Raw genomic sequence first — 18,258 nt, 5'->3', positions numbered from 1 at the left:
TTTCCATGAACGGGTTGCCACCACGGGCCTCGATCCACTCCGCCAGCGCGGCTTCCACCGGGTCATCGGGCACGGCAAACGGAATCTTGGCGATCACCACATGCTCGCAGTACGCACCAGGAAGGTCGACACCCTCGGCAAAGCTGGCCAGGCCGAACAGTACGCTGTGCTGGCCATCGTCTACCCGCGCCTTGTGCTTGTTCAGGGTTTCCTGCTTGGACAGGTTGCCCTGGATAAGCACCAGCTTGCGCCAGTCACGGTCCAGGCCGTCGAACACTTCCTGCATCTGCTTGCGCGAAGAGAACAGCACCAGCGCGCCGCGGGCACCTTCGACGATATTTGGCAGCTCGCGGATGATCGCCGCAGTATGTGCCGCCGCGTCGCGGGGGTCGGCCTGCAGGTCGGGGACCCGCAGCACACCGGCATCGCCATGCACGAACGGGCTGGGCACCACGCAGGTGACCGCATCGCGGGGCAGGCCCGAACGCATGCGGAACCTGTCGAACTTGCCCAGCGCGGTCAATGTCGCCGACGTCACCAGCGCACCGTGGGCAACGCTCCACAAGCTGCGGCGGAGCATTTCGGCGGCGAGGATAGGGCTGGCGTTGACCTCGATGTCGAACAGCGCACCGCTTTCGGCCAGGGTCAGCCAGCGGGCCATGGGCGGGCTGTCCTCCGGGTCTTCGGCGGTAAAGGCCGTCCACAGCTCCCAGTTGCCCTGGGCACGGGTGACCAGGCTACCGAACAGCGGGTACCATTCCTCGGCCTGATGGCTGGCGATACCAATGCTTACCTCGCCATCCATGCCTTCCTTGAGCAGGTCGGCCAGGCGGGTGAACAGGTCGTTGAGGCGGGCAAAGCCCTTTTTCAACTCGATGCCCACTTCGCGGATCTGCTCCGGCACCACGCCACCCTCGAAGCGGTAGCGCGGGCGCTCGCGGCCCTCGGTGTCCTCGGTGGGGCGGAAGTCGGCAACCTGCTCGCACAGGGTGAACATGAACTGCTGCTGGGTGCGCACTTCACGCGCCAGTTCGGGCACCTGCTCGATGTACTTGCCCAGGTCGCCGGGCAGCGGGTGCTGGGCCAGCAGCTTGGTGAGGTTCTTGGCGGTCTGCTCCAGCCAGTCGGCAGTGGAACGCAAGCGCGAATAATGAGCGAAATGGCCGATCGCCTTGTCTGGCAGGTGATGGCCTTCGTCGAACACGTACATGGTGTCGCGCGGGTCGGGCAGTACCGCCCCGCCGCCCAGCGCCAGGTCGGCCAGGACCATGTCGTGGTTGGTGACAATAACGTCGACCTTGCCCATGCCCTCGCGGGCCTTGTAGAACACGCACTGCTGGAAGTTCGGGCAGTGGCGGCCGGTGCACTGGCTGTGGTCGGTGGTCAGGCGTGCCCAGTCCTGGTCTTCCAGGGCCTCGGGCCAGCTGTCACGGTCACCGTCCCAGCGGTTGCCGGCGAGCTTCTCGATCATGCTGTTGAATAGCTTCTGGCTGCGCTCGTCGACTTCGATGTGGAAGCCTTCTTCCTCGAACAGCTGCGCGGTGGCCGACTGGGCGTGGCCCTCCTGCAGCAGGATGTCGAGTTTGGACAGGCACAGGTAACGGCCACGGCCCTTGGCCAGGGCGAAGCTGAAATTGAGCCCGCTGTTGCGCATCAGGTCGGGCAGGTCCTTGAAGACGATCTGCTCCTGCAGGGCGACGGTGGCAGTGGCGATGACCAGGCGCTTGCCGGCAGCCTTGGCGGCCGGAATGGCGGCCAGGCTGTAGGCCACCGTCTTGCCGGTACCGGTGCCCGCCTCCACTGCCACCACGGCGGGCTCGCCGGCACGGCGGCCTTCATCGTCGCAGGCAATGTCGCCGAGCACTTTGGCCACTTCGGCGATCATCAGGCGCTGGCCATAGCGCGGCTTGAGGCTCTTGGCTTCGAGAAAACGCGAGTAGGCGCCCTGGATGGTGGCTTTGAGTTCGGTGCTGATCATGGTCTGCAGGCGCCCGGAGGGCTGGATATATTTTCAGTGTTTCGCATGGGGCGGCTATCATACCCCGCTATTGCCCTTTGTGCCGCATGGAGATCCTGATGCTTGCCTTTGCCCTGCCCTACACACTGCATGTTCTGGCCGCTCTGGTGTGGGTCGGCGGCATGTTCTTCGCCTGGCTGGTGCTGCGCCCGGCAACGGTTGCAGCCCTTGAGGGCCCTGCGCGGCTGCGTCTGTGGGTGGAAGTTTTCCGACGCTTCTTCGGCTGGGTCTGGCTGGCGGTGGCGATCTTGGCGATAAGTGGTATCGGCATGTTGCACATGCGTTTCAGCGGTTTCGAGACTGCGCCGAAGTATGTACAGGTGATGATTGGCGGGGGAATTGCCATGTTTGCCCTGTTCTTGCGCGTGCAGGCGTTGCTGCTGCCGGAACTGAAGGCGGCTGTCCAGGCCGAGGACTGGGCGGCGGGTGCAGCGGTGCTGGGACGGATTCGGCGGATGGTGGGGGTTAACCTGCTGCTGGGGATTGCCGTGGTGGCGGTGGCCAGCTCGCGGGGGATGGTGTGACAGTTGGGCCAGCCGCAGCACATTCAGCGCCTGTGAGATCGAGCGCCGCCGCTTCCCCTCAACCATCCCGCCGCACCTTCCGCACCCGGGGAATGGACATCACATGAAAAATCCCCGTCAACACTATCTGCAGCCGGTCGAACCAGCGGTGGCTGCGCCCTCGCAGGCTGCCATTGAAAAACAGCACTTCCAGCAGGTGCAGCCCCAGCAACACGATGCCCGTGGCATTGATCAGCAGATTGAAGGGCAACGGTTGCGGCACCAGCTGGTTGAACAGCAGCACTCCCCAGAAAGCGACCGTCAGGACCTTGCCCAGTCCCAGGATGAACTTCATGGCGTTCTCCCTACCGTTTTGAAAGCCAGGCTGGGGGGCTGCCCCCCTTTACCCTTCCATCGCCCGGGATACCGAGCGCCGCCTGGGCGGCGCTCGGTATCACACAGACTGCAGAGCGCAAACCTTCAGCGCTGGATCTTGATCTCGGTACGACGGTTCATGGAGCGCCCTTCGGCCGTGGCATTGTCCGCCACTGGCTGGGTTTCACCGGCACCTACCACCGAAACGAAGCTGCTGCGCGGTACACCGCTCTCGACCAGGTAGTCGGTCACCGAGTGGGCACGGCGCTCGGACAGTTTCTGGTTGTAGCTGTCGGAGCCGACGCTGTCGGTATGGCCGCTGACACTCAGGCGGGCAGAAGGCGCTTCCTGTTTCAGGCGCGTGGCAATGGTATTGAGGCGCTCCTTGTCACGGGCGGTCAGGCGCGCAGAGTCGAACTCGAAGTGCACATCGCGGATGACGATGACTTCTTCTTTCTGCACCACCACTTCCTCAACCACCGGGGCCGGCTCTGGTGGGCAGCCATTGGCATCGACCTGCACGCCGCGCGGGGTGCCGGGGCACTTGTCGCGGCTGTCCGGAACGCCATCGCCATCCTCGTCGCCATCACCGTGAGCCCAGCAGTAGCCCGCCGCCAGGCCACCGCCCAGCAACGCGCCCCAGCCAGCCCAGCTGGAACTCTCGATGGCACCCAGGGCGGCGCCGCCTACACCCCCGACGGCGGCACATTTAGGCCAGTCGGTTTTTTGCAAACCTGCACAACCAGTCAACACACTGGTCAGCAGTACCAGGGGTAACGCTGTGCGTACTATGCTCATTTCATTGCTTCTCCTAGGGGGAATCGGCATAAGGCCGATCTCTGGGAGTAAAGACCGCGCACTCCAACCCTGCCACCAATAAGCCACGACACGGTCACATGCCGCTTTGCCCGCGCGCGCCGGACCGCTAGTCTTGGACAACTTGAACGAGGATTGGCAATGACCGACGGTTTTTCCCAACGCACCCCGCAGCAGGCCCTGGCAGCCCTGCTAGAGCGTTTCACCCCGCAACGCCTGCTGCTGGTCGGCACGCGCTTTCCAGCCCTGGACGCCTTTGCCCAGGCGCACCCACAGGTGACCATCGCCAGCGCTGCACCGGGCCCGCTGCCAGGCGAACTGGCAGCCCAGCGTTTCGACCTGGCGGTGCTGGTCGACTGCCTGGAGCACCTGCCCAAGCGCGCCGGCCTGGAACTGCTCGGCGGCATCCGCAACCTCAATGCCAGCCGTGTCGCGGTGCTGGCCGACCTGGGTGCCTGCGGCTGGCAGGACACCGACTTCTTCGCCCTGGCGCTGTCGGCCAGCGAGAAATTTCGCCGTGACCAGCAGGTGCTGAGCCTGTTCACCTATGATCTACATGATTACAAACAGGTCCCCGACTGGCTGAACGCCAGGTTCTGGGCCAACCCTGAAAACTTCGGCAAGTACTGGTGGTGATGATGAGTGTCTCGGTCTGCCCTTGTGGCAGTGGCAACCTGCTCGATGCCTGCTGCGGGCACTACCATGCCGGCACCCCGGCACCGGATGCCCAGGCATTGATGCGCTCACGCTACAGTGCTTATGTGCTGGGCCTGATGGACTACCTGGTGGCCACCACCCTGCCGGCCCAGCAAGCCGGTCTTGACCGTGCCGCCATGGCTGCCTGGAGCGCCCAGAGCACCTGGCTGGGCCTGGAGGTGGAAAAGGCAGAAGTGCTGGGCGGCCAGCCGGAGCATGGCTTTGTCACCTTCAGCGCACGCTGGCACGATCAGGACGGCGACCATCAGCACCGCGAACGCTCGGCGTTCGTCCAGCATGATGGGCGCTGGTACTTCATTGACCCAACAGTCGGCCTGAAGGCGGGGCGCAACGACCCTTGCCCCTGCGCCAGCGGGCAGAAGTTCAAGAAATGCTGCGCCAGTTACGTGGGTAGCTGAGCATGATCGCCCGCGCCCGGTCGCTGCTGCTGGCTACGCTGATCGCCTGGCTGGCGCTGCTGGCGGGGTGTGTCAGCTGGGGGGGCGACGACTGGCGCGAGCCCGAGGTGCACCTGGTCGAGGTGGAAACGGTCAAGGCGAGGTTGCTGGAGCAGGAGTTCGTGTTGCACCTAAGGGTCGACAACCCCAACGACAGCCGCCTGTTCATCCGCAACCTGGCCTACGCGATACGCCTCAACGACCTGCTGCTGGTGGAGGATGAAGCCAGCATCTGGCGCAGCGTGGGCGGGCACGCCCGGCGCACCTTCAAGATCACCGCGCGGACCAACCTGTGGCGGCAGCTCAAACCCCTGGCCAAGCTGCTCAAAAGCGGGCAACCGCTGCATTACACCCTGCAGGGCGAGCTGGCGACCGGGTTGATCGTGCATCGGGACCTGCACTTGTCGCGCAGTGGTGAGATAATCCCCGGCGATCTCAACCCGGAGTAACCCTGCAATGTCCCAGCAACCTCACGTCCATGGCCCTGACTGCAACCACGATCACGACCATGATCACCACCAGGATCATGGCCATGTACACGGCCCGCACTGCAACCACGGCCACCAGGAGCCGGTACGCAACGCCCTGAAGGACGTTGGCCGGAACGACCCGTGCCCGTGCGGCAGCGAGAAGAAATTCAAGAAGTGCCACGGCGCCTGAGCCGATCGCCACGCGCCTAGCGTGAACAGGCGAGGCCTGGCCCGCTAGTTGGCCGCGGCAGGCCCTGATACCTTGCGCTGCAGCAACCCGGCGGTTGCCACCAGCAGCACGATGCACAGGGCCATGCAAATGGCGTTGGTGCCGTCCCAGCCGACCGTACCCAGCAGCAGCGACGGGCTGAACGCGCCAACCGTCGCGAGTACCGCAATCGCCAGGTCGTTCTTGCCCTGCATCTGCATGGCTGCCGGGCTGTTCTGCAGCGCTTGCGCCAGCAAGGCCCCGCCGCCCACATAGGTCAGGTTCCAGCCCAGGCCAAGGGCTATCAACGACAACGTCATCATCGCGTAGCTGTGCGACCACATGTTCATGGCCGTACAGGCGATCAACAGCCCCAGGCCAGCGCAGATGGTAGTCCTGATGCCAAGGCGCTGGATGATGGCGCCGGTGAAGAACGACGGGGCAAACATGGCAATCACGTGCCACTGGATGGCCAGGCGCACATCGGAAAAGTCTTCATGCATGTGTTTCATGTGCATCGAGGCCTGGATCATCAACAAATTCATGATTCCATACCCCAGCGCGGCAACCGCCATGGCCACGGCTACGACCGGGCTAAGCCTCTGCGCGGCCGCGTCCGTCGTGTTTACCGTGCGCTGCTGGCTCGCCGTCGCAGTATCGCCAGGCAGGCAGGCCGCAATCAGCAAGGCCATTACCGCCAAGCCGACAAAGGCGGCGTAACACAGCGAAAACAGCGGATACCCGCCTACCTCGCGCAGCCACTCGGTCAGCGCCGGCCCGACCACGGCAGCGATCACCCCGCCGGCCACCACCAGCGAAAGCGCCCTGGGTTTCAGGCTCTGGGGCAGGTTGTCGGTCGCCGCGAAACGGTTGAAGTTGGCAAACGCGATATAGACACCCAGCGCCGAATGGCTGAGGACCAAGGTCGGAAAGTGCTGGTATTGCACTGCCAGGTACCCGCTGACGCCCGACAGCGCCAGCGGTATCGAACCCAGCATGAATGCCTTTTTTCGGCCAATGCGGCCCATCAGCCGGGACACCGGGTACGTCGCCAGCATCAGGCACAGGAACTGGAAGCCGTAAGGCACCGTGGACCAGGTGGCAGCGGGCGCCAGCGCTGCCCCGACGATCGCGGCCATGGTGACGGACATGACGGCCGTGGTCAGGTTGATCGACTGCGCGGTGAAATACAGGTAGGTGCGCCGCGGTAGGGTGCTGGTCATGGCGTGTGCTCACGGTGGTTCGAAGGGTTTTGGCATCGCGAAAAAGTGCCTACGGGCGCATGGTCGCATCAGCCGCGCGGGCTAGCTCGAACAGTCGACGAGGTTTTGGCTTAACTGTTAGGCTGGTTTTTCTAACAGTCGCGGACTCGCCATGCCTACGCCCAGCCTTCATGAGCAGTTGAAACAACGCCTCGACGCCGGCGAATGGCTGCCCGGGCAGCGTATGCCGTCCATTCGCAAGCTGACCGCAGCGATCGGCTGCAGCTATCACGATGTTGTGTCTGGCTATGCCCGGTTGGTCGGCGAAGGGTTGCTGACGTCCGTCCCTGGCCATGGCTACTTCGTGGCCAGCCACCCACGGCAGCACGGGCCGGTGGATGCCCCCAGCGGCATGGCTGGCGACCCGCTGTTCAAGCTGCTGCAGGGTGGCCAGCACTACACCAAGCTGGGCAGCGGCTGGCTGCCACCCGCCTGGCGAGACACCGAACTGCTGGCCAAGGCGATCCGGCGCACGGCGCGCCTGGAGCAGAGCTCGCTGGCTGAATACGGCGACATCCAGGGCTACCTGCCCATGCGCAACCAGCTGTGCGTGCACCTCGCACGCCTGACCCGTATCGACGCGCGGCCGCACCAGCTGCTGACCACGCTGGGCGCCACGCAGGCACTGGACCTGGTCGCACGGCTGCTGATCACGCCAGGCGACCATGTGTTCGTCGACGAGCCTGGCAATGGCAACCTGATCAAGCTGGTCCAGCTGGCCGGTGGCCACGTGGTCGGGGTGCGGCGCAACCAGGATGGTCCGGACGTGGATGAGATGAAAAAGCACCTGGCCATGCACAAGGTCAAGGCGTTCTTCTGCAACAGCACCTTCCACAACCCGACCGGCGGCAATATCACCCCGCACAATGCCTTCAGCGTGTTGCGCCTGGCGGTGGAGCACGACTTCCACGTGGTTGAAGATGATGTGTACGGCGACTTCAGCCCCGGCGTTCGCCAGACCCTGGCGGAACTGGACAACCTGGAACGGGTCATCTACATCGGCAGCTTCTCCAAGTGCCTGTCGGCATCATTGCGGGTGGGCTACATCGCCTGCCCGGCGGCCCTGATCGAGCCGCTGACACGCTTGAAGCTGCTGACCTGCGTGGCCGTCCCGGCGTTTTGCGAGCGCTTCGTCAACACCATCCTGGCCGATGGTACCTATGCCCGGCACATGAATGACGTGCAGCAGCGCCTGATCCGCCAGCAGGCGCAAACCCAGCGTTTGTTGCTGGCGCGTGGCTGGCAGTTCGACATAACCCCGCAAGGCGGCATGTTCCTGTGGGTCCATCACCCCGATCTGGCAGACCTGCAACCTTTCATGCACAAGCTGGAACAGCATAAAGTGCTGCTGATGCCAGGCTCGGCGTTTGCGGTCGGGCGTGACTACAAACGCTTTGCGCGCATCAACTGCACACACTTTTCCGACGCCGTGGCCGAGCATTTCAAGGTTCCGCCAGGCATCGGTAAATAAAGCGCCGAGTGACCTTGCACGGCGACTGCGCGCTTACTACCTTAGCGCCTTTAAAACCTTGCCACGCCTTGCAGGAGCCCTTGTCATGGCCGCCCCCGCCTTTCCTCCCTTCCGCCTGCGGTTCGCAACCGCCGCCACGCTGCTCGGCACGCTCGGGCTGGCCGGCTGCCAGACGGGCGGCTACCAGGACAGCGTGCCACCGACCAGCGGCATGCAACCGCTCAAAGGCCTGGCACAGAACGTTTCGGTACGCCGCAACGCCATGGGTGCACCGCTGATCGAAAGCAGCAGCTTCCATGACGCATTGTTCAGCCTGGGCTATGTGCACGCCGGCGATCGCATCGAACAGATGGTCGCCATGCGCCTGCTTGCCCAGGGCCGCCTGGCCGAGCTGGCCGGCAGCGAAGCACTGGACATCGACCGCCTGATGCGCGCGGCCAACCTCAAGCAGAGCGCCGCCCAGCAATACGCCGACGCATCGCCACGGCTAAAACGCTTCTTCGAAGTGTATGCGCGCGGGGTCAACGCCTACCTGTTCCGCTACCGCGACAAACTGCCCGCCAGCCTGGCCAGCAGTGGCTACCGCCCCGAATACTGGAAGCCAGAAGACTCGGCGCTGATCTTCAGCCTGTATGCCTTCAGCCAGTCGGTGAACCTGCAGGAAGAGCTAAGCGCCCTGACCCTGGCGCAGAAAACCGGCAGCGACAAGCTGGCCTGGCTGCTGCCGGGGACCCCGGACGAACCGTTGGCCGAAAGCGAGGTGGACAAGCTCAAGGGCCTGAACCTGGCCAGCCAGTTGCCGGGGCTGCCGGCCCTGGCGGCTGCCAGCCAGAAGCTCGCCGAGCTCGACCTGCTCGGCAGCCCGGGCTCGGCCAACCTGGCCCTGGCCCCGCAGCGTAGCCGCAGCGGCAAGAGCCTGCTGGCCAGCGATAGCCGTGCCGCCTGGGCCCTCAGCCCGGTACAGATCCACACCGGCAAGTACCAGGTTGCCGGCCTGTCGCTGCCTGGCCTGCCGATCGTGCTGGCCGGCTATAACGGCAAGCTGGCCTGGAGCAGCAGTGCAGTCATGGCCGACAACCAGGACCTGTACCTGGAGCAGCTGCGCCGCCAGGGCACCCAACTGAGCTACCTGGCCGACGGCAAGTGGCTGCCGGCCCGGGCCCGCAGCGAAACCTTCCTGGTGCGCGGCCAGCGACCGCTGCGCGAAGTGATGTACGACACCCGCCATGGCACCCTGCTGGCCCAGCCCGACAACGCCAGCCTGGGCCTGGCACTGAACCTGCCGCAGTTCAAGGGCGACCGCAGCCTGGATGCGCTGTTCGACCTGACCCGCGCCAAGAACGTGGAACGTGCCTTCGACAGTACCCGCGAAGTCACCGCCGTCGCCCTCAATTTCGTTTTCGCCGAGCCTGAGCACATCGGCTGGCAAGTCAGCGGCCGCTACCCCAACCGCCGCGAAGGCCAAGGCCTGCTGCCCTCGCCAGGCTGGGACGGGCGCTACGACTGGGACGGCTATGCCGACCCGATGCTGCACCCCTACGACCAGGACCCGCCCGCCGGCTGGCTCGGCCACGCCAACCAGCGCAGCCTGCCACGCGGCTATGGCATGCAGCTGTCCAGCAGCTGGTACTACCCCGAGCGCGCCGAGCGCCTGGGCCAGCTGGCCGGCAATGGCCGCCACGATAGCCGCAGCCTGATGGCCCTGCAGAATGACCAGGTCACCCTGATGGCCGACAAGCTCAAGCAGATGTTCGACGCCCCGGGGATGGCACAGCCGCTGAAACAGGCGATCGATGCCCTGCCCGCCGCACAGCGCGACAAGGCCCGCGACACCCTGGCCCGGCTCAAGGCGTTCGATGGCCGCCTGAGCCCGGTGTCGGCAGATGCCGCGCTGTACGAGCTGTTCCTTCAGGAAATGGCTCGGCAGACGTTCCTTGACGAGCTGGGCCCGGAGTCCGGCCCGGCCTGGCAAGCGTTCGTCAGCAATGCGCGGTTGTCATTCTCGGCCCAGGCCGATCACCTGCTGGGCCGCGACGACAGCCCGTTCTGGGATGACCGCAACACCCCACAGAAGGAAGACAAGCCGGCCATCCTCGCCCGCAGCCTGGCAGCGGCAGTGGATGCCGGCACCGCGCAACTGGGCGCTGACCGCCGCGCCTGGCAGTGGGGCAAGCTGCACCAGTACCGCTGGCCGGCACCGGCCTACCATGGCTTGGGCGACCCGCTCGGCCGCTCGCCCATGGCCGCAGGTGGCGATTTCACGACCCTCGCCTTGACGCCTTACGCCTGGGGCAACGATTTCGATACCCGCCTGCCGGCCTCGGCGCGGATGATCGTCGACTTCGGTCAGGCCGAACCCTTGCAGGTGCTGACCAGCACCGGGCAATCCGGCAACCCGGCCAGCGCGCATTACAGCGACGGGCTGGATGCCTGGCTCAAAGGGCGCTTCATGAGCCTGCCGCTGCAACCGCAGAACTTCGGGCGGGCGTATGGCAACCAGCGGCTGACGTTGGTGCCTGGAAAATAAGCGTGATCGCCCGTATCGGGGCCGCTTTACGGCCCCGGTCATTTCCGGTCGAACTTCCCATGTCTGCCATGGCTCCTAACTGGTAACGCCAAACCAGTGCCCGTGCCATGGACCTCGTCATTGCCCGCCCCGAAGGCCTGTACTGCCCGCCCGGTGATTTCTACATCGACCCCTGGCGGCCGGTCGAGCGTGCCGTCATCACCCACGGCCACGGCGACCACGCCCGTACCGGCAACGCCCATTACCTGACTGCCGCACCGGGCGCCGGCATCCTGCGCAGCCGCCTGGGCCAGGACATCGACCTGCAGACCCTGCCCTACGGCGAGCGTTTGCTGCACCACGGGGTAACCCTGAGCCTGCACCCTGCCGGCCATGTGCTGGGTTCGGCGCAGGTGCGCCTGGAGTATCAGGGCGAAGTCTGGGTGGCCTCCGGCGACTACAAGGTGGAGCCCGATGGCACCTGCACCCCCTTCGAACCGGTGCCCTGCCACACCTTCATCACCGAATCGACCTTCGGCCTGCCGATCTACCGCTGGCCCAGCCAGGGTGAAATATTTGCCGGCATCAATGCCTGGTGGCGGGCCAACTGCGAACTGGGCAAGGCCAGCGTGCTGTTCTGCTACGCCTTCGGCAAGGCCCAGCGAATTCTGCACGGGCTGGACGCCAGCATCGGCCCGATCCTCGTGCATGGCGCCGTCGAGCCGCTGAACCGGGTGTACCGGGAGGCCGGCGTGCACCTGCCGGAAACCCGCTACGCCGGTGACATCCCGCGCAACGACCCACTGCTGCGCCAGGCCCTGGTGCTGGCGCCGCCATCGGCCGGCGGCAGCAGCTGGATGCGCCGTTTTGGCGACTACAGCGACGCGTTCGCCAGCGGCTGGATGCTGCTGCGTGGCACGCGCCGGCGGCGCGGCGTCGACCGCGGCTTCGTGCTCTCGGACCATGCCGACTGGCCAGGGTTGCTCTGGGCCATCGCCCAGACCGGTGCAGAACGGGTGATGGTCACCCACGGCTCGGTCAACGTGCTGGTTCGCTACCTCAACGAACAAGGCCTGGACGCCCGTGCTTTCGTCACCGAGTACGGCGAGGAAGACGACGCGACCAGCGCGGAGCCAGACGCATGAAGGCCTTCGCCGAGCTGTATCTGCGGCTGGATGCGACCACCTCGAGTAATGCCAAACTCGAAGCCCTGCGCGACTACTTTGCAAGCGCCCCCGCCGACGATGCGGCCTGGGCGGTGTACTTCCTGGCGGGCGGCCGCCCCCGCCAATTGGTGCCAACCCGTGTGTTGCGGGAGCTGGCCACCGCCCTGGCAGGGTTGCCTGACTGGCTGTTCGAAGAGAGCTACCAGTCCGTTGGCGACCTGGCCGAAACCATCTCGCTGTTATTGCCGCAGAGCCCTCAGCAGAGCGCCGATGGCCTTGCGTACTGGGTTGAAGCCCATTTGCTGCCGTTGCGCGGGCTGCCCCCGGAACAGATACAGCAACGCCTGCCGCCTTTGTGGGCGCAGCTGGACCGCCCCAGCCTGATGCTGTGCCTGAAGCTGATCACCGGCAGCTTGCGCGTCGGTGTATCGAAGCTGCTGGTCACCCGCGCCCTGGCGCAGCTGGCGGGCCTGGATGCCAAGCGGGTGGCCCAGCGCCTGGTCGGGTATACCGACATCAGCCACCGCCCCACTGCGGCCAGCTACCAGCAACTGGTCGCCCCGGAGTCTGCCGATGAACATCGTCAGCGTGGCGGCCAGCCGTACCCGTTTTTCCTCGCCCACCCGCTGCAAGCGCCAATCGAGCAGTTCGATGCACTGCTCGGCCCGCCAGGCGACTGGCAGATCGAGTGGAAGTGGGACGGCATTCGCGCCCAGGTGGTCAAGCGCGAGGGCCAGCTCTGGGTGTGGTCGCGCGGCGAAGAGCTGGTCACCGACCGCTTCCCCGAATTGCACAGCCTGGCGCAGACGTTGCCTGATGGCGTGGTGCTCGACGGCGAGATTCTGGTATGGAAGCCGGGCGCTACCGCTGCTGACCTGGCTGTACAGCCGTTTGCCCTGTTGCAACAACGTATCGGGCGCAAGACGCTGGGCAAGAAGCTGCTGGGGGATGCGCCTGTAGTGCTGCAGGCCTACGACCTGCTGGAGTGGCAAGGCGAAGACTGGCGCAGCCGGCCACAGTACCAACGCCGCCGTCAGCTGGAGCTGTTGCTGGAGCACTATCCGTTGGCCCCGGTGCTGCTATCACCCCTGCTCGAAGGCCCGGACTGGGCCGACCTCGCCCGCCAGCGCGAGCGGTCCCGCAGCCTGGGTGTCGAGGGCTTCATGCTCAAGCAACGCGAGGCCCTGTATGGCGTGGGGCGCACCAAGGATATGGGCACCTGGTGGAAATGGAAAATCGACCCGTTCAGCGTCGATGCCGTGCTGATCTATGCCCAGCGCGGCCATGGCCGGCGGGCAAGCCTTTACAGCGACTACACGTTTGCCGTGTGGGACGCTCCGGCTGGCACCCCGGGGCGAGCGCTGGTGCCTTTTGCCAAGGCCTACTCCGGGCTTACCGATGAAGAGATGCGCAAGGTCGACGCCATCATCCGCAAGACCACCGTGGAAACCTTCGGCCCGGTACGCAGCGTAACGCCAACACTGGTGTTCGAACTGGGTTTCGAAGGCATAGCCCTGTCCAGGCGCCACAAGAGCGGCATCGCCGTGCGCTTCCCACGCATGTTGCGCTGGCGGCTGGACAAACCGGTGGATGAGGCCGATGACCTGGCGACCTTGCAGGCGCTGCTGGCCTGAGACAAATGTGCGACCTGCAGGCTTCAAGCAGATACCGGAAGAGGCGCAGCAGCAGAATTTATGCTTCTATCTTTGTGCCGACCCGTGTCGCAGACCGTTTTCGCCACGTAGCCAGGACTACCATGCACCATTCGACCCACGACCTGCTCTCACCCGTTCCGGGCATTACCCGCCAATTGCACAGTTTCCACTTCGGCCCCCGCGGGGGCGGCAAGGTCTATATCCAGGCCTCGCTGCATGCCGACGAGCTGCCCGGCATGTTGGTGGCCTGGCACCTCAAGCGGCGCTTGGTAGAGCTGGAACAGCAAGGCCGCCTGCGGCGCGAGATCATTCTGGTGCCGCTGGCCAACCCTGTCGGCCTGGAGCAGGTGCTGCTGGATGCGCCACTGGGGCGTTTCGAATTGCAGAGTGGGGAGAACTTCAACCGCAACTTCGTCGACCTGTCGGACAGCATCGGCGACCAGGTCGAAGAACACCTGACCCTGGACCCGGTACACAACACCGCACTGATCCGTGAATACCTGCGCCGGGGGCTTGATGCACATCCCGCGCGCACGCCGCTGCAGGCGCAGCGCCTGATCCTGCAGCGGCTGGCCTGCGATGCCGACCTGGTGCTGGACCTGCACTGTGACTTCGAGGCCGTGGAGCACCTGTACACCACGCCCGAAGCCTGGCCGCAGATCGAGCCACTGGCCCGCTACCTGGGCGCCCGGGCCAGCCTGCTGGCGACCGACTCGGGCGGGCAGTCGTTCGATGAATGCTTCAGCCTGGTCTGGTGGCAGTTGCAACAACGTTTCGGCAAGCGCTATCCGATCCCGCAGGGTTGCTGCTCGGTCACCGTCGAGCTGCGTGGCCAGGCGGACGTCAGCCACGCGCTGGCCAGCAAGGACAGCCAGGCGATCCTGGATTTCCTGACGCATGCCGGGGTCATCGAGGGTGCCAGCGCAGCCCTGCCCGCCTTGCTCAACCCCGCCACGCCGCTGGCTGCGGTTGAACCTGTGGCAACGCCGCTGGGCGGCTTGCTGGTGTATCACGCCAAACCCGGGCAGCACCTTGAGGCCGGGCAGTTGATCGCCGAGGTGATCGACCCGCTCAGCGACCGGGTGACCGCCATACGCAACAGTCAACCGGGCCTGTTGTACGCACGCAGCGTAAGGCGCATGGCCACTGCGGGCATGGTCGTCGCCCATGTGGCTGGCGAACAGGTATGCCGCAGCGGCTACCTGCTGGCCAACTGATCCGGTAAAACCATTGCACCTGGCGGGCGGTCTGTAGAAGCACAGCCTTCGAAGGACCACCAGCCCCATGCCCGCCGCTACCAACCTTGCCGATGCCTGGTTCGCCCAACGCGGCTGGACGCCGTTCGCTTTCCAGCGGCGGGTCTGGGCCGCTGTCGAGCGGGGTGAGTCCGGCCTGCTGCATGCCAGTACCGGCGCGGGCAAGACCTACGCGGTCTGGCTCGCCGCACTGCGTGCATTCAAGGCCCAGCCTCCAGGCCGTCAGCCGGCGCCCTTGCAGGTGGTGTGGGTGACGCCCATGCGCGCCCTTGCCGCAGACACCGCCCGGGCACTGCAGGCACCCCTGGATGAACTGGGTTTGCCGTGGAGCGTGGGCGTGCGCAGCGGCGATACCGGCAGCGCCGAACGTGCCCGCCAAGCGCGTCGCCTGCCCAGCGTGCTGGTGACAACTCCCGAGAGCCTGACCTTGCTGCTGACCCGGGCACAGGCCAGCGAAGACTTCGCCAGCGTGCGCCTGGTGGTCGTGGACGAATGGCACGAACTGTTGGGTAACAAACGTGGGGTGCAACTGCAACTGGCGTTGGCCAGGCTGCGTCGCTGGCACCCTGGCTTACCCACCTGGGGCCTGTCTGCCACGCTGGGTAACCTGCAGCACGCCCTGGACGTTCTGCTGCCCCAAGGCGGCTTGCTGGTGCAGGGCAGGCAGGACAAGGCCCTGCAGGTCGATACCCTGCTGCCAGCGGCGATCGAGCGCTTCCCCTGGGCCGGGCACATGGGCCTGAAAATGCTCGACCAGGTCAGCCGGGAGATCGATGCCAGTGCCAGCTGCCTGGTCTTTACCAATACCCGCGCCCAGGCCGAACTCTGGTACCAGGCCCTGCTGGACGCACGCCCGGACTGGGCCGGCCTGATTGCCCTGCACCATGCCTCGCTGGCCCGCGATACCCGTGACTGGGTCGAGCGCAGCCTCAAGCAAGGCGCCCTCAAGGCGGTGGTCTGCACCTCAAGCCTGGACCTGGGGGTAGATTTTCTGCCGGTGGAACGCGTGCTGCAAATCGGCTCCGCCAAGGGTATCGCCCGCCTGATGCAGCGCGCCGGGCGCTCTGGTCATGCCCCCGGACGGCGCTCGCGACTGACCCTGGTGCCCACCCATAGCCTGGAACTGGTGGAAGCTGCGGCGGCCCGCCAGGCATTGGCCGCGGGGCATATCGAGGCGCGCTTCTCGCCGCGGCTGTGCATGGACGTGCTGGTGCAGCACCTGGTCAGCATGGCCTTGGGCAGCGGCTTTCGCGCCGACCAGTTGCTGGCCGAAGTACGCAGCACCTGGGCCTTTGACGAACTGCGCGACAGCCAGTGGCAGTGGGCACTGGACTTTGTCTGCCACGGCGGTAGCTCGCTCACCGCCTACCCGGACTACCAGCGCGTCGAGCGCGACGCCGACGGGGTTTATCGGGTTGCCAGCGAACGCCTGGCGCGACGCCACCGCATGAGCATCGGCACCATCGTCAGCGACGCCAACCTGCAACTGAAATACTGGAGCAAAGGCGGTGGCGGCAAGACATTGGGCAGTGTCGAAGAAGCCTTCATCGCTCGCCTGCGGCCGGGCGATACCCTGGTCTTTGCCGGGCGGGTGCTGGAGCTGGTCCGCGTCGAAAACATGACCGCCTATGTGCGCCGCAGCACCGCGCGCAAGGCTGCGCTGGCGCGCTGGAACGGCGGGCGCATGCCGCTTTCCAGCGAACTGGCCGATGCGCTGGTCGAACAGCTCGACGCTGCCGCTCATCAGCATTTCGAAGGGCCCGAAATGCGGTCGGTGCGCCCGTTGCTGGAACTGCAGGCGCAATGGTCGGCGCTGCCCACCACCCGCACGCTGCTGGCAGAAACCTTCAAGTCACGCCAGGGCTGGCACCTGTTCCTGTACCCGTTCGCCGGGCGCATGGCCAACCTGGGCCTGGCCAACCTGATTGCCTGGCGGGTCAGCCGGGACCAGCCGCTGTCGGTATCGATTGCCGTCAACGACTATGGTTTCGAACTGCTCAGCCCGGGCAACGTGGACTGGGCGACGCATTTGCCTCGGGCGCTCGGTACCGATCATCTGCTGGAGGATGTGCTGGCCAGCCTGAATGCAGGCGAAATGGCGCTGCGGCGCTTTCGCGAAATCGCCCAGATTGCCGGGCTGGTGTTTGGTGGTTACCCGGCGGCGCAGAAGAGTACACGGCAGATCCAGGCCTCCAGCGGGTTGTTCTATGAGGTGTTCCGCAAGCACGATGCGGGGAACCTGCTACTGGGCCAGGCTAGCGATGAAGTGCTCAGAGAGGAGCTGGAAATCGACCGGCTGCATCGGCAACTGGTAAAAATGGAGGGCCTGCGCCTGGACCTGCAGGCATTGAAGCGCCCGGGGCCGCTGGCGTTTGCCTTGCTGGTGGAGGGGATGCGCGAAACCCTGAGCACCGAGAAGCTGGCCGACCGTATTGCGCGAATGGTGGCGGACCTGGAACGCGCGGCGGGTGGGCAGTGAACAACCATCAGCCGATCGATTTGTGCGGTCAGGTACTATGGCTGCTGCCCGACAAGGCCATTTACTGGCCCGCCCGCCGGGCCTTGCTGGTGGCCGATGTGCATATCGGCAAGGCCGCCAGTTACCGTGCCCTGCATCAACCGGTACCGCGCGGGACCACCGATGCGACGCTGGCCCGCCTGGATGCCTTGCTGGCAGCGCATGATTGCGAGCGTCTGGTCGTGCTTGGCGATTTTCTGCACGCACGTACGGCCCGGGCACCCGCAACACTGGCCAGGCTGCAAGTATGGCGCGAGCGCCATGCAGGCCTGGATATTGTACTGATACGGGGCAATCACGACCGCAACGCCGGCGACCCACCGGCCGCGCTCGATATCCGGGTCGTCGACGAGCCATGGGTACTGGCGCCTTTCGCGTTGCAGCACGAACCCAAGCCGCACCCGGCCTACCCGGTGCTTGCGGGCCACGTGCATCCGGTGTTCGTCCTGCGCGGCAGGGCACGCCAGCGCTTGCGCCTGCCGTGCTTCCTGATCGATCAGCAAGTCAGCCTGCTGCCCGCATTCGGTGAGTTCACCGGCGGGTGGGAAATTGCACCGGCCAGCGCCAGCAAGGTTTATCTGGCTGGCGCAGACCGCGTGTGGCCGCTGCTATAGCAGCGCAGGCTCAGGCAACAGGTGCGGGAGGTGGCTCATCAGGCAGGGTCGGCTCGCCCGGCTCCATGGGTGGTGTTTCACCAGGTTGCGGTGGTTGCGGGGTATCGGGACCAGGCTGGTGGGGCACGCCCCCCGCCTGCAGCGGCAGCGGATGCGCCAGCAGTGACCACGGCAGCACCCCTACATGGTTGGGCTGCAAGCCGGCCAGCTTCGCACTGATCGCGGGATGGAGTTTCATTGGCACCTCCTGACAACAGCCGATGGGCG

At 65.6% G+C, this 18,258-nt stretch carries 17 protein-coding genes; 12 read left to right on the top strand and 5 right to left on the bottom strand.

The window, feature by feature from the left end:
- The coding region (dinG, locus tag HP547_RS04190) for an ATP-dependent DNA helicase DinG (protein WP_172285598.1) at positions 1 to 1,978 on the bottom strand (1,978 nt) is incomplete at its 3' end.
- Positions 1,979 to 2,076: 98 nt separating this feature from the next.
- Between dinG and HP547_RS04185 the strand changes: the two genes are divergently transcribed.
- Complete coding sequence (locus tag HP547_RS04185) at positions 2,077 to 2,541, top strand: CopD family protein (protein WP_172229221.1); 465 nt, start codon at positions 2,077 to 2,079, stop codon at positions 2,539 to 2,541.
- Between the two features lie 58 nt (positions 2,542 to 2,599).
- On the opposite strand, the gene HP547_RS04180 is transcribed toward HP547_RS04185, so the two are convergent.
- Positions 2,600 to 2,875 carry a DUF1145 domain-containing protein gene (locus HP547_RS04180; RefSeq protein ID WP_172229220.1) on the bottom strand — a complete coding sequence of 92 codons (276 nt, stop codon included), beginning with the start codon at positions 2,873 to 2,875 and terminating at the stop codon, positions 2,600 to 2,602.
- Positions 2,876 to 3,000: 125 nt separating this feature from the next.
- Positions 3,001 to 3,693 carry an OmpA family protein gene (locus HP547_RS04175; protein WP_172229218.1) on the bottom strand — a complete coding sequence of 231 codons (693 nt, stop codon included), beginning with the start codon at positions 3,691 to 3,693 and terminating at the stop codon, positions 3,001 to 3,003.
- A gap of 159 nt (positions 3,694 to 3,852) precedes the next feature.
- Here HP547_RS04175 and HP547_RS04170 point away from each other — a divergent pair, with 159 nt between their 5' ends.
- From HP547_RS04170 to HP547_RS04155, 4 genes are read left to right on the top strand one after another with little or no spacing between them, the layout of a single operon-like run.
- Positions 3,853 to 4,347, top strand: a complete 495-nt coding sequence (locus HP547_RS04170; RefSeq protein WP_172285597.1) for a DUF6231 family protein — start codon at positions 3,853 to 3,855, stop codon at positions 4,345 to 4,347.
- A 2-nt stretch (positions 4,348 to 4,349) separates the two neighbouring features.
- Positions 4,350 to 4,826, top strand: a complete 477-nt coding sequence (locus tag HP547_RS04165; protein ID WP_172229214.1) for a YchJ family protein — start codon at positions 4,350 to 4,352, stop codon at positions 4,824 to 4,826.
- 2 nt (positions 4,827 to 4,828) lie between these two features.
- Positions 4,829 to 5,314 (top strand): LEA type 2 family protein, encoded by a 486-nt coding sequence (locus HP547_RS04160; protein WP_172229212.1) that lies wholly within the window; start codon positions 4,829 to 4,831, stop codon positions 5,312 to 5,314.
- 7 nt (positions 5,315 to 5,321) lie between these two features.
- The gene (locus HP547_RS04155) at positions 5,322 to 5,525 is read left to right on the top strand and encodes an SEC-C metal-binding domain-containing protein (RefSeq protein WP_172229210.1); all 204 of its coding nucleotides are present in this window, start codon (positions 5,322 to 5,324) and stop codon (positions 5,523 to 5,525) included.
- A gap of 44 nt (positions 5,526 to 5,569) precedes the next feature.
- Here HP547_RS04155 and HP547_RS04150 read toward each other — a convergent pair whose 3' ends face one another.
- Entirely contained in the window at positions 5,570 to 6,766 is a 1,197-nt protein-coding gene (locus tag HP547_RS04150; protein WP_172229208.1) for an MFS transporter, read from the bottom strand.
- A gap of 151 nt (positions 6,767 to 6,917) precedes the next feature.
- On the opposite strand from HP547_RS04150, the gene HP547_RS04145 reads away from it, so the two are divergent.
- The 7 genes from HP547_RS04145 to pdeM all read left to right on the top strand — a co-directional run bounded on the left by HP547_RS04145 (position 6,918) and on the right by pdeM (position 17,991).
- The gene (locus HP547_RS04145) at positions 6,918 to 8,276 is read left to right on the top strand and encodes a PLP-dependent aminotransferase family protein (protein WP_172285596.1); all 1,359 of its coding nucleotides are present in this window, start codon (positions 6,918 to 6,920) and stop codon (positions 8,274 to 8,276) included.
- Positions 8,277 to 8,361: 85 nt separating this feature from the next.
- Positions 8,362 to 10,803 carry a penicillin acylase family protein gene (locus HP547_RS04140; RefSeq protein ID WP_172285595.1) on the top strand — a complete coding sequence of 814 codons (2,442 nt, stop codon included), beginning with the start codon at positions 8,362 to 8,364 and terminating at the stop codon, positions 10,801 to 10,803.
- A gap of 107 nt (positions 10,804 to 10,910) precedes the next feature.
- A complete protein-coding gene (locus HP547_RS04135; protein ID WP_172231581.1) occupies positions 10,911 to 11,927 on the top strand; it encodes a ligase-associated DNA damage response exonuclease in 1,017 nt (338 codons plus the stop codon).
- On the top strand, positions 11,924 to 13,582 hold the full coding sequence (locus tag HP547_RS04130) for an ATP-dependent DNA ligase (RefSeq protein ID WP_172285594.1): 1,659 nt from the start codon (positions 11,924 to 11,926) through the stop codon (positions 13,580 to 13,582). The genes HP547_RS04135 and HP547_RS04130 overlap by 4 nt, the downstream gene beginning before the upstream one ends.
- A gap of 122 nt (positions 13,583 to 13,704) precedes the next feature.
- Positions 13,705 to 14,820, top strand: coding sequence for a succinylglutamate desuccinylase/aspartoacylase family protein (locus HP547_RS04125; RefSeq protein WP_172285593.1), 1,116 nt, complete (start codon positions 13,705 to 13,707; stop codon positions 14,818 to 14,820).
- Between the two features lie 67 nt (positions 14,821 to 14,887).
- Positions 14,888 to 17,338, top strand: a complete 2,451-nt coding sequence (locus HP547_RS04120) for a ligase-associated DNA damage response DEXH box helicase (RefSeq protein WP_172285592.1) — start codon at positions 14,888 to 14,890, stop codon at positions 17,336 to 17,338.
- On the top strand, positions 17,335 to 17,991 hold the full coding sequence (gene pdeM, locus HP547_RS04115) for a ligase-associated DNA damage response endonuclease PdeM (RefSeq protein WP_172227894.1): 657 nt from the start codon (positions 17,335 to 17,337) through the stop codon (positions 17,989 to 17,991). Before HP547_RS04120 ends, pdeM begins: the two co-directional genes overlap by 4 nt.
- Before the next feature lie 10 nt (positions 17,992 to 18,001).
- Here pdeM and HP547_RS04110 read toward each other — a convergent pair whose 3' ends face one another.
- Positions 18,002 to 18,229, bottom strand: a complete 228-nt coding sequence (locus tag HP547_RS04110) for a hypothetical protein (protein WP_172227896.1) — start codon at positions 18,227 to 18,229, stop codon at positions 18,002 to 18,004.
- Between the last annotated feature and the right edge of the window lie 29 nt (positions 18,230 to 18,258).

The organism is Pseudomonas sp. CM27 (genome assembly GCF_013179515.1).
Classification (GTDB): Bacteria; Pseudomonadota; Gammaproteobacteria; order Pseudomonadales; family Pseudomonadaceae; genus Aquipseudomonas.
This window is presented reverse-complemented; position numbering and strand designations above follow the sequence as displayed.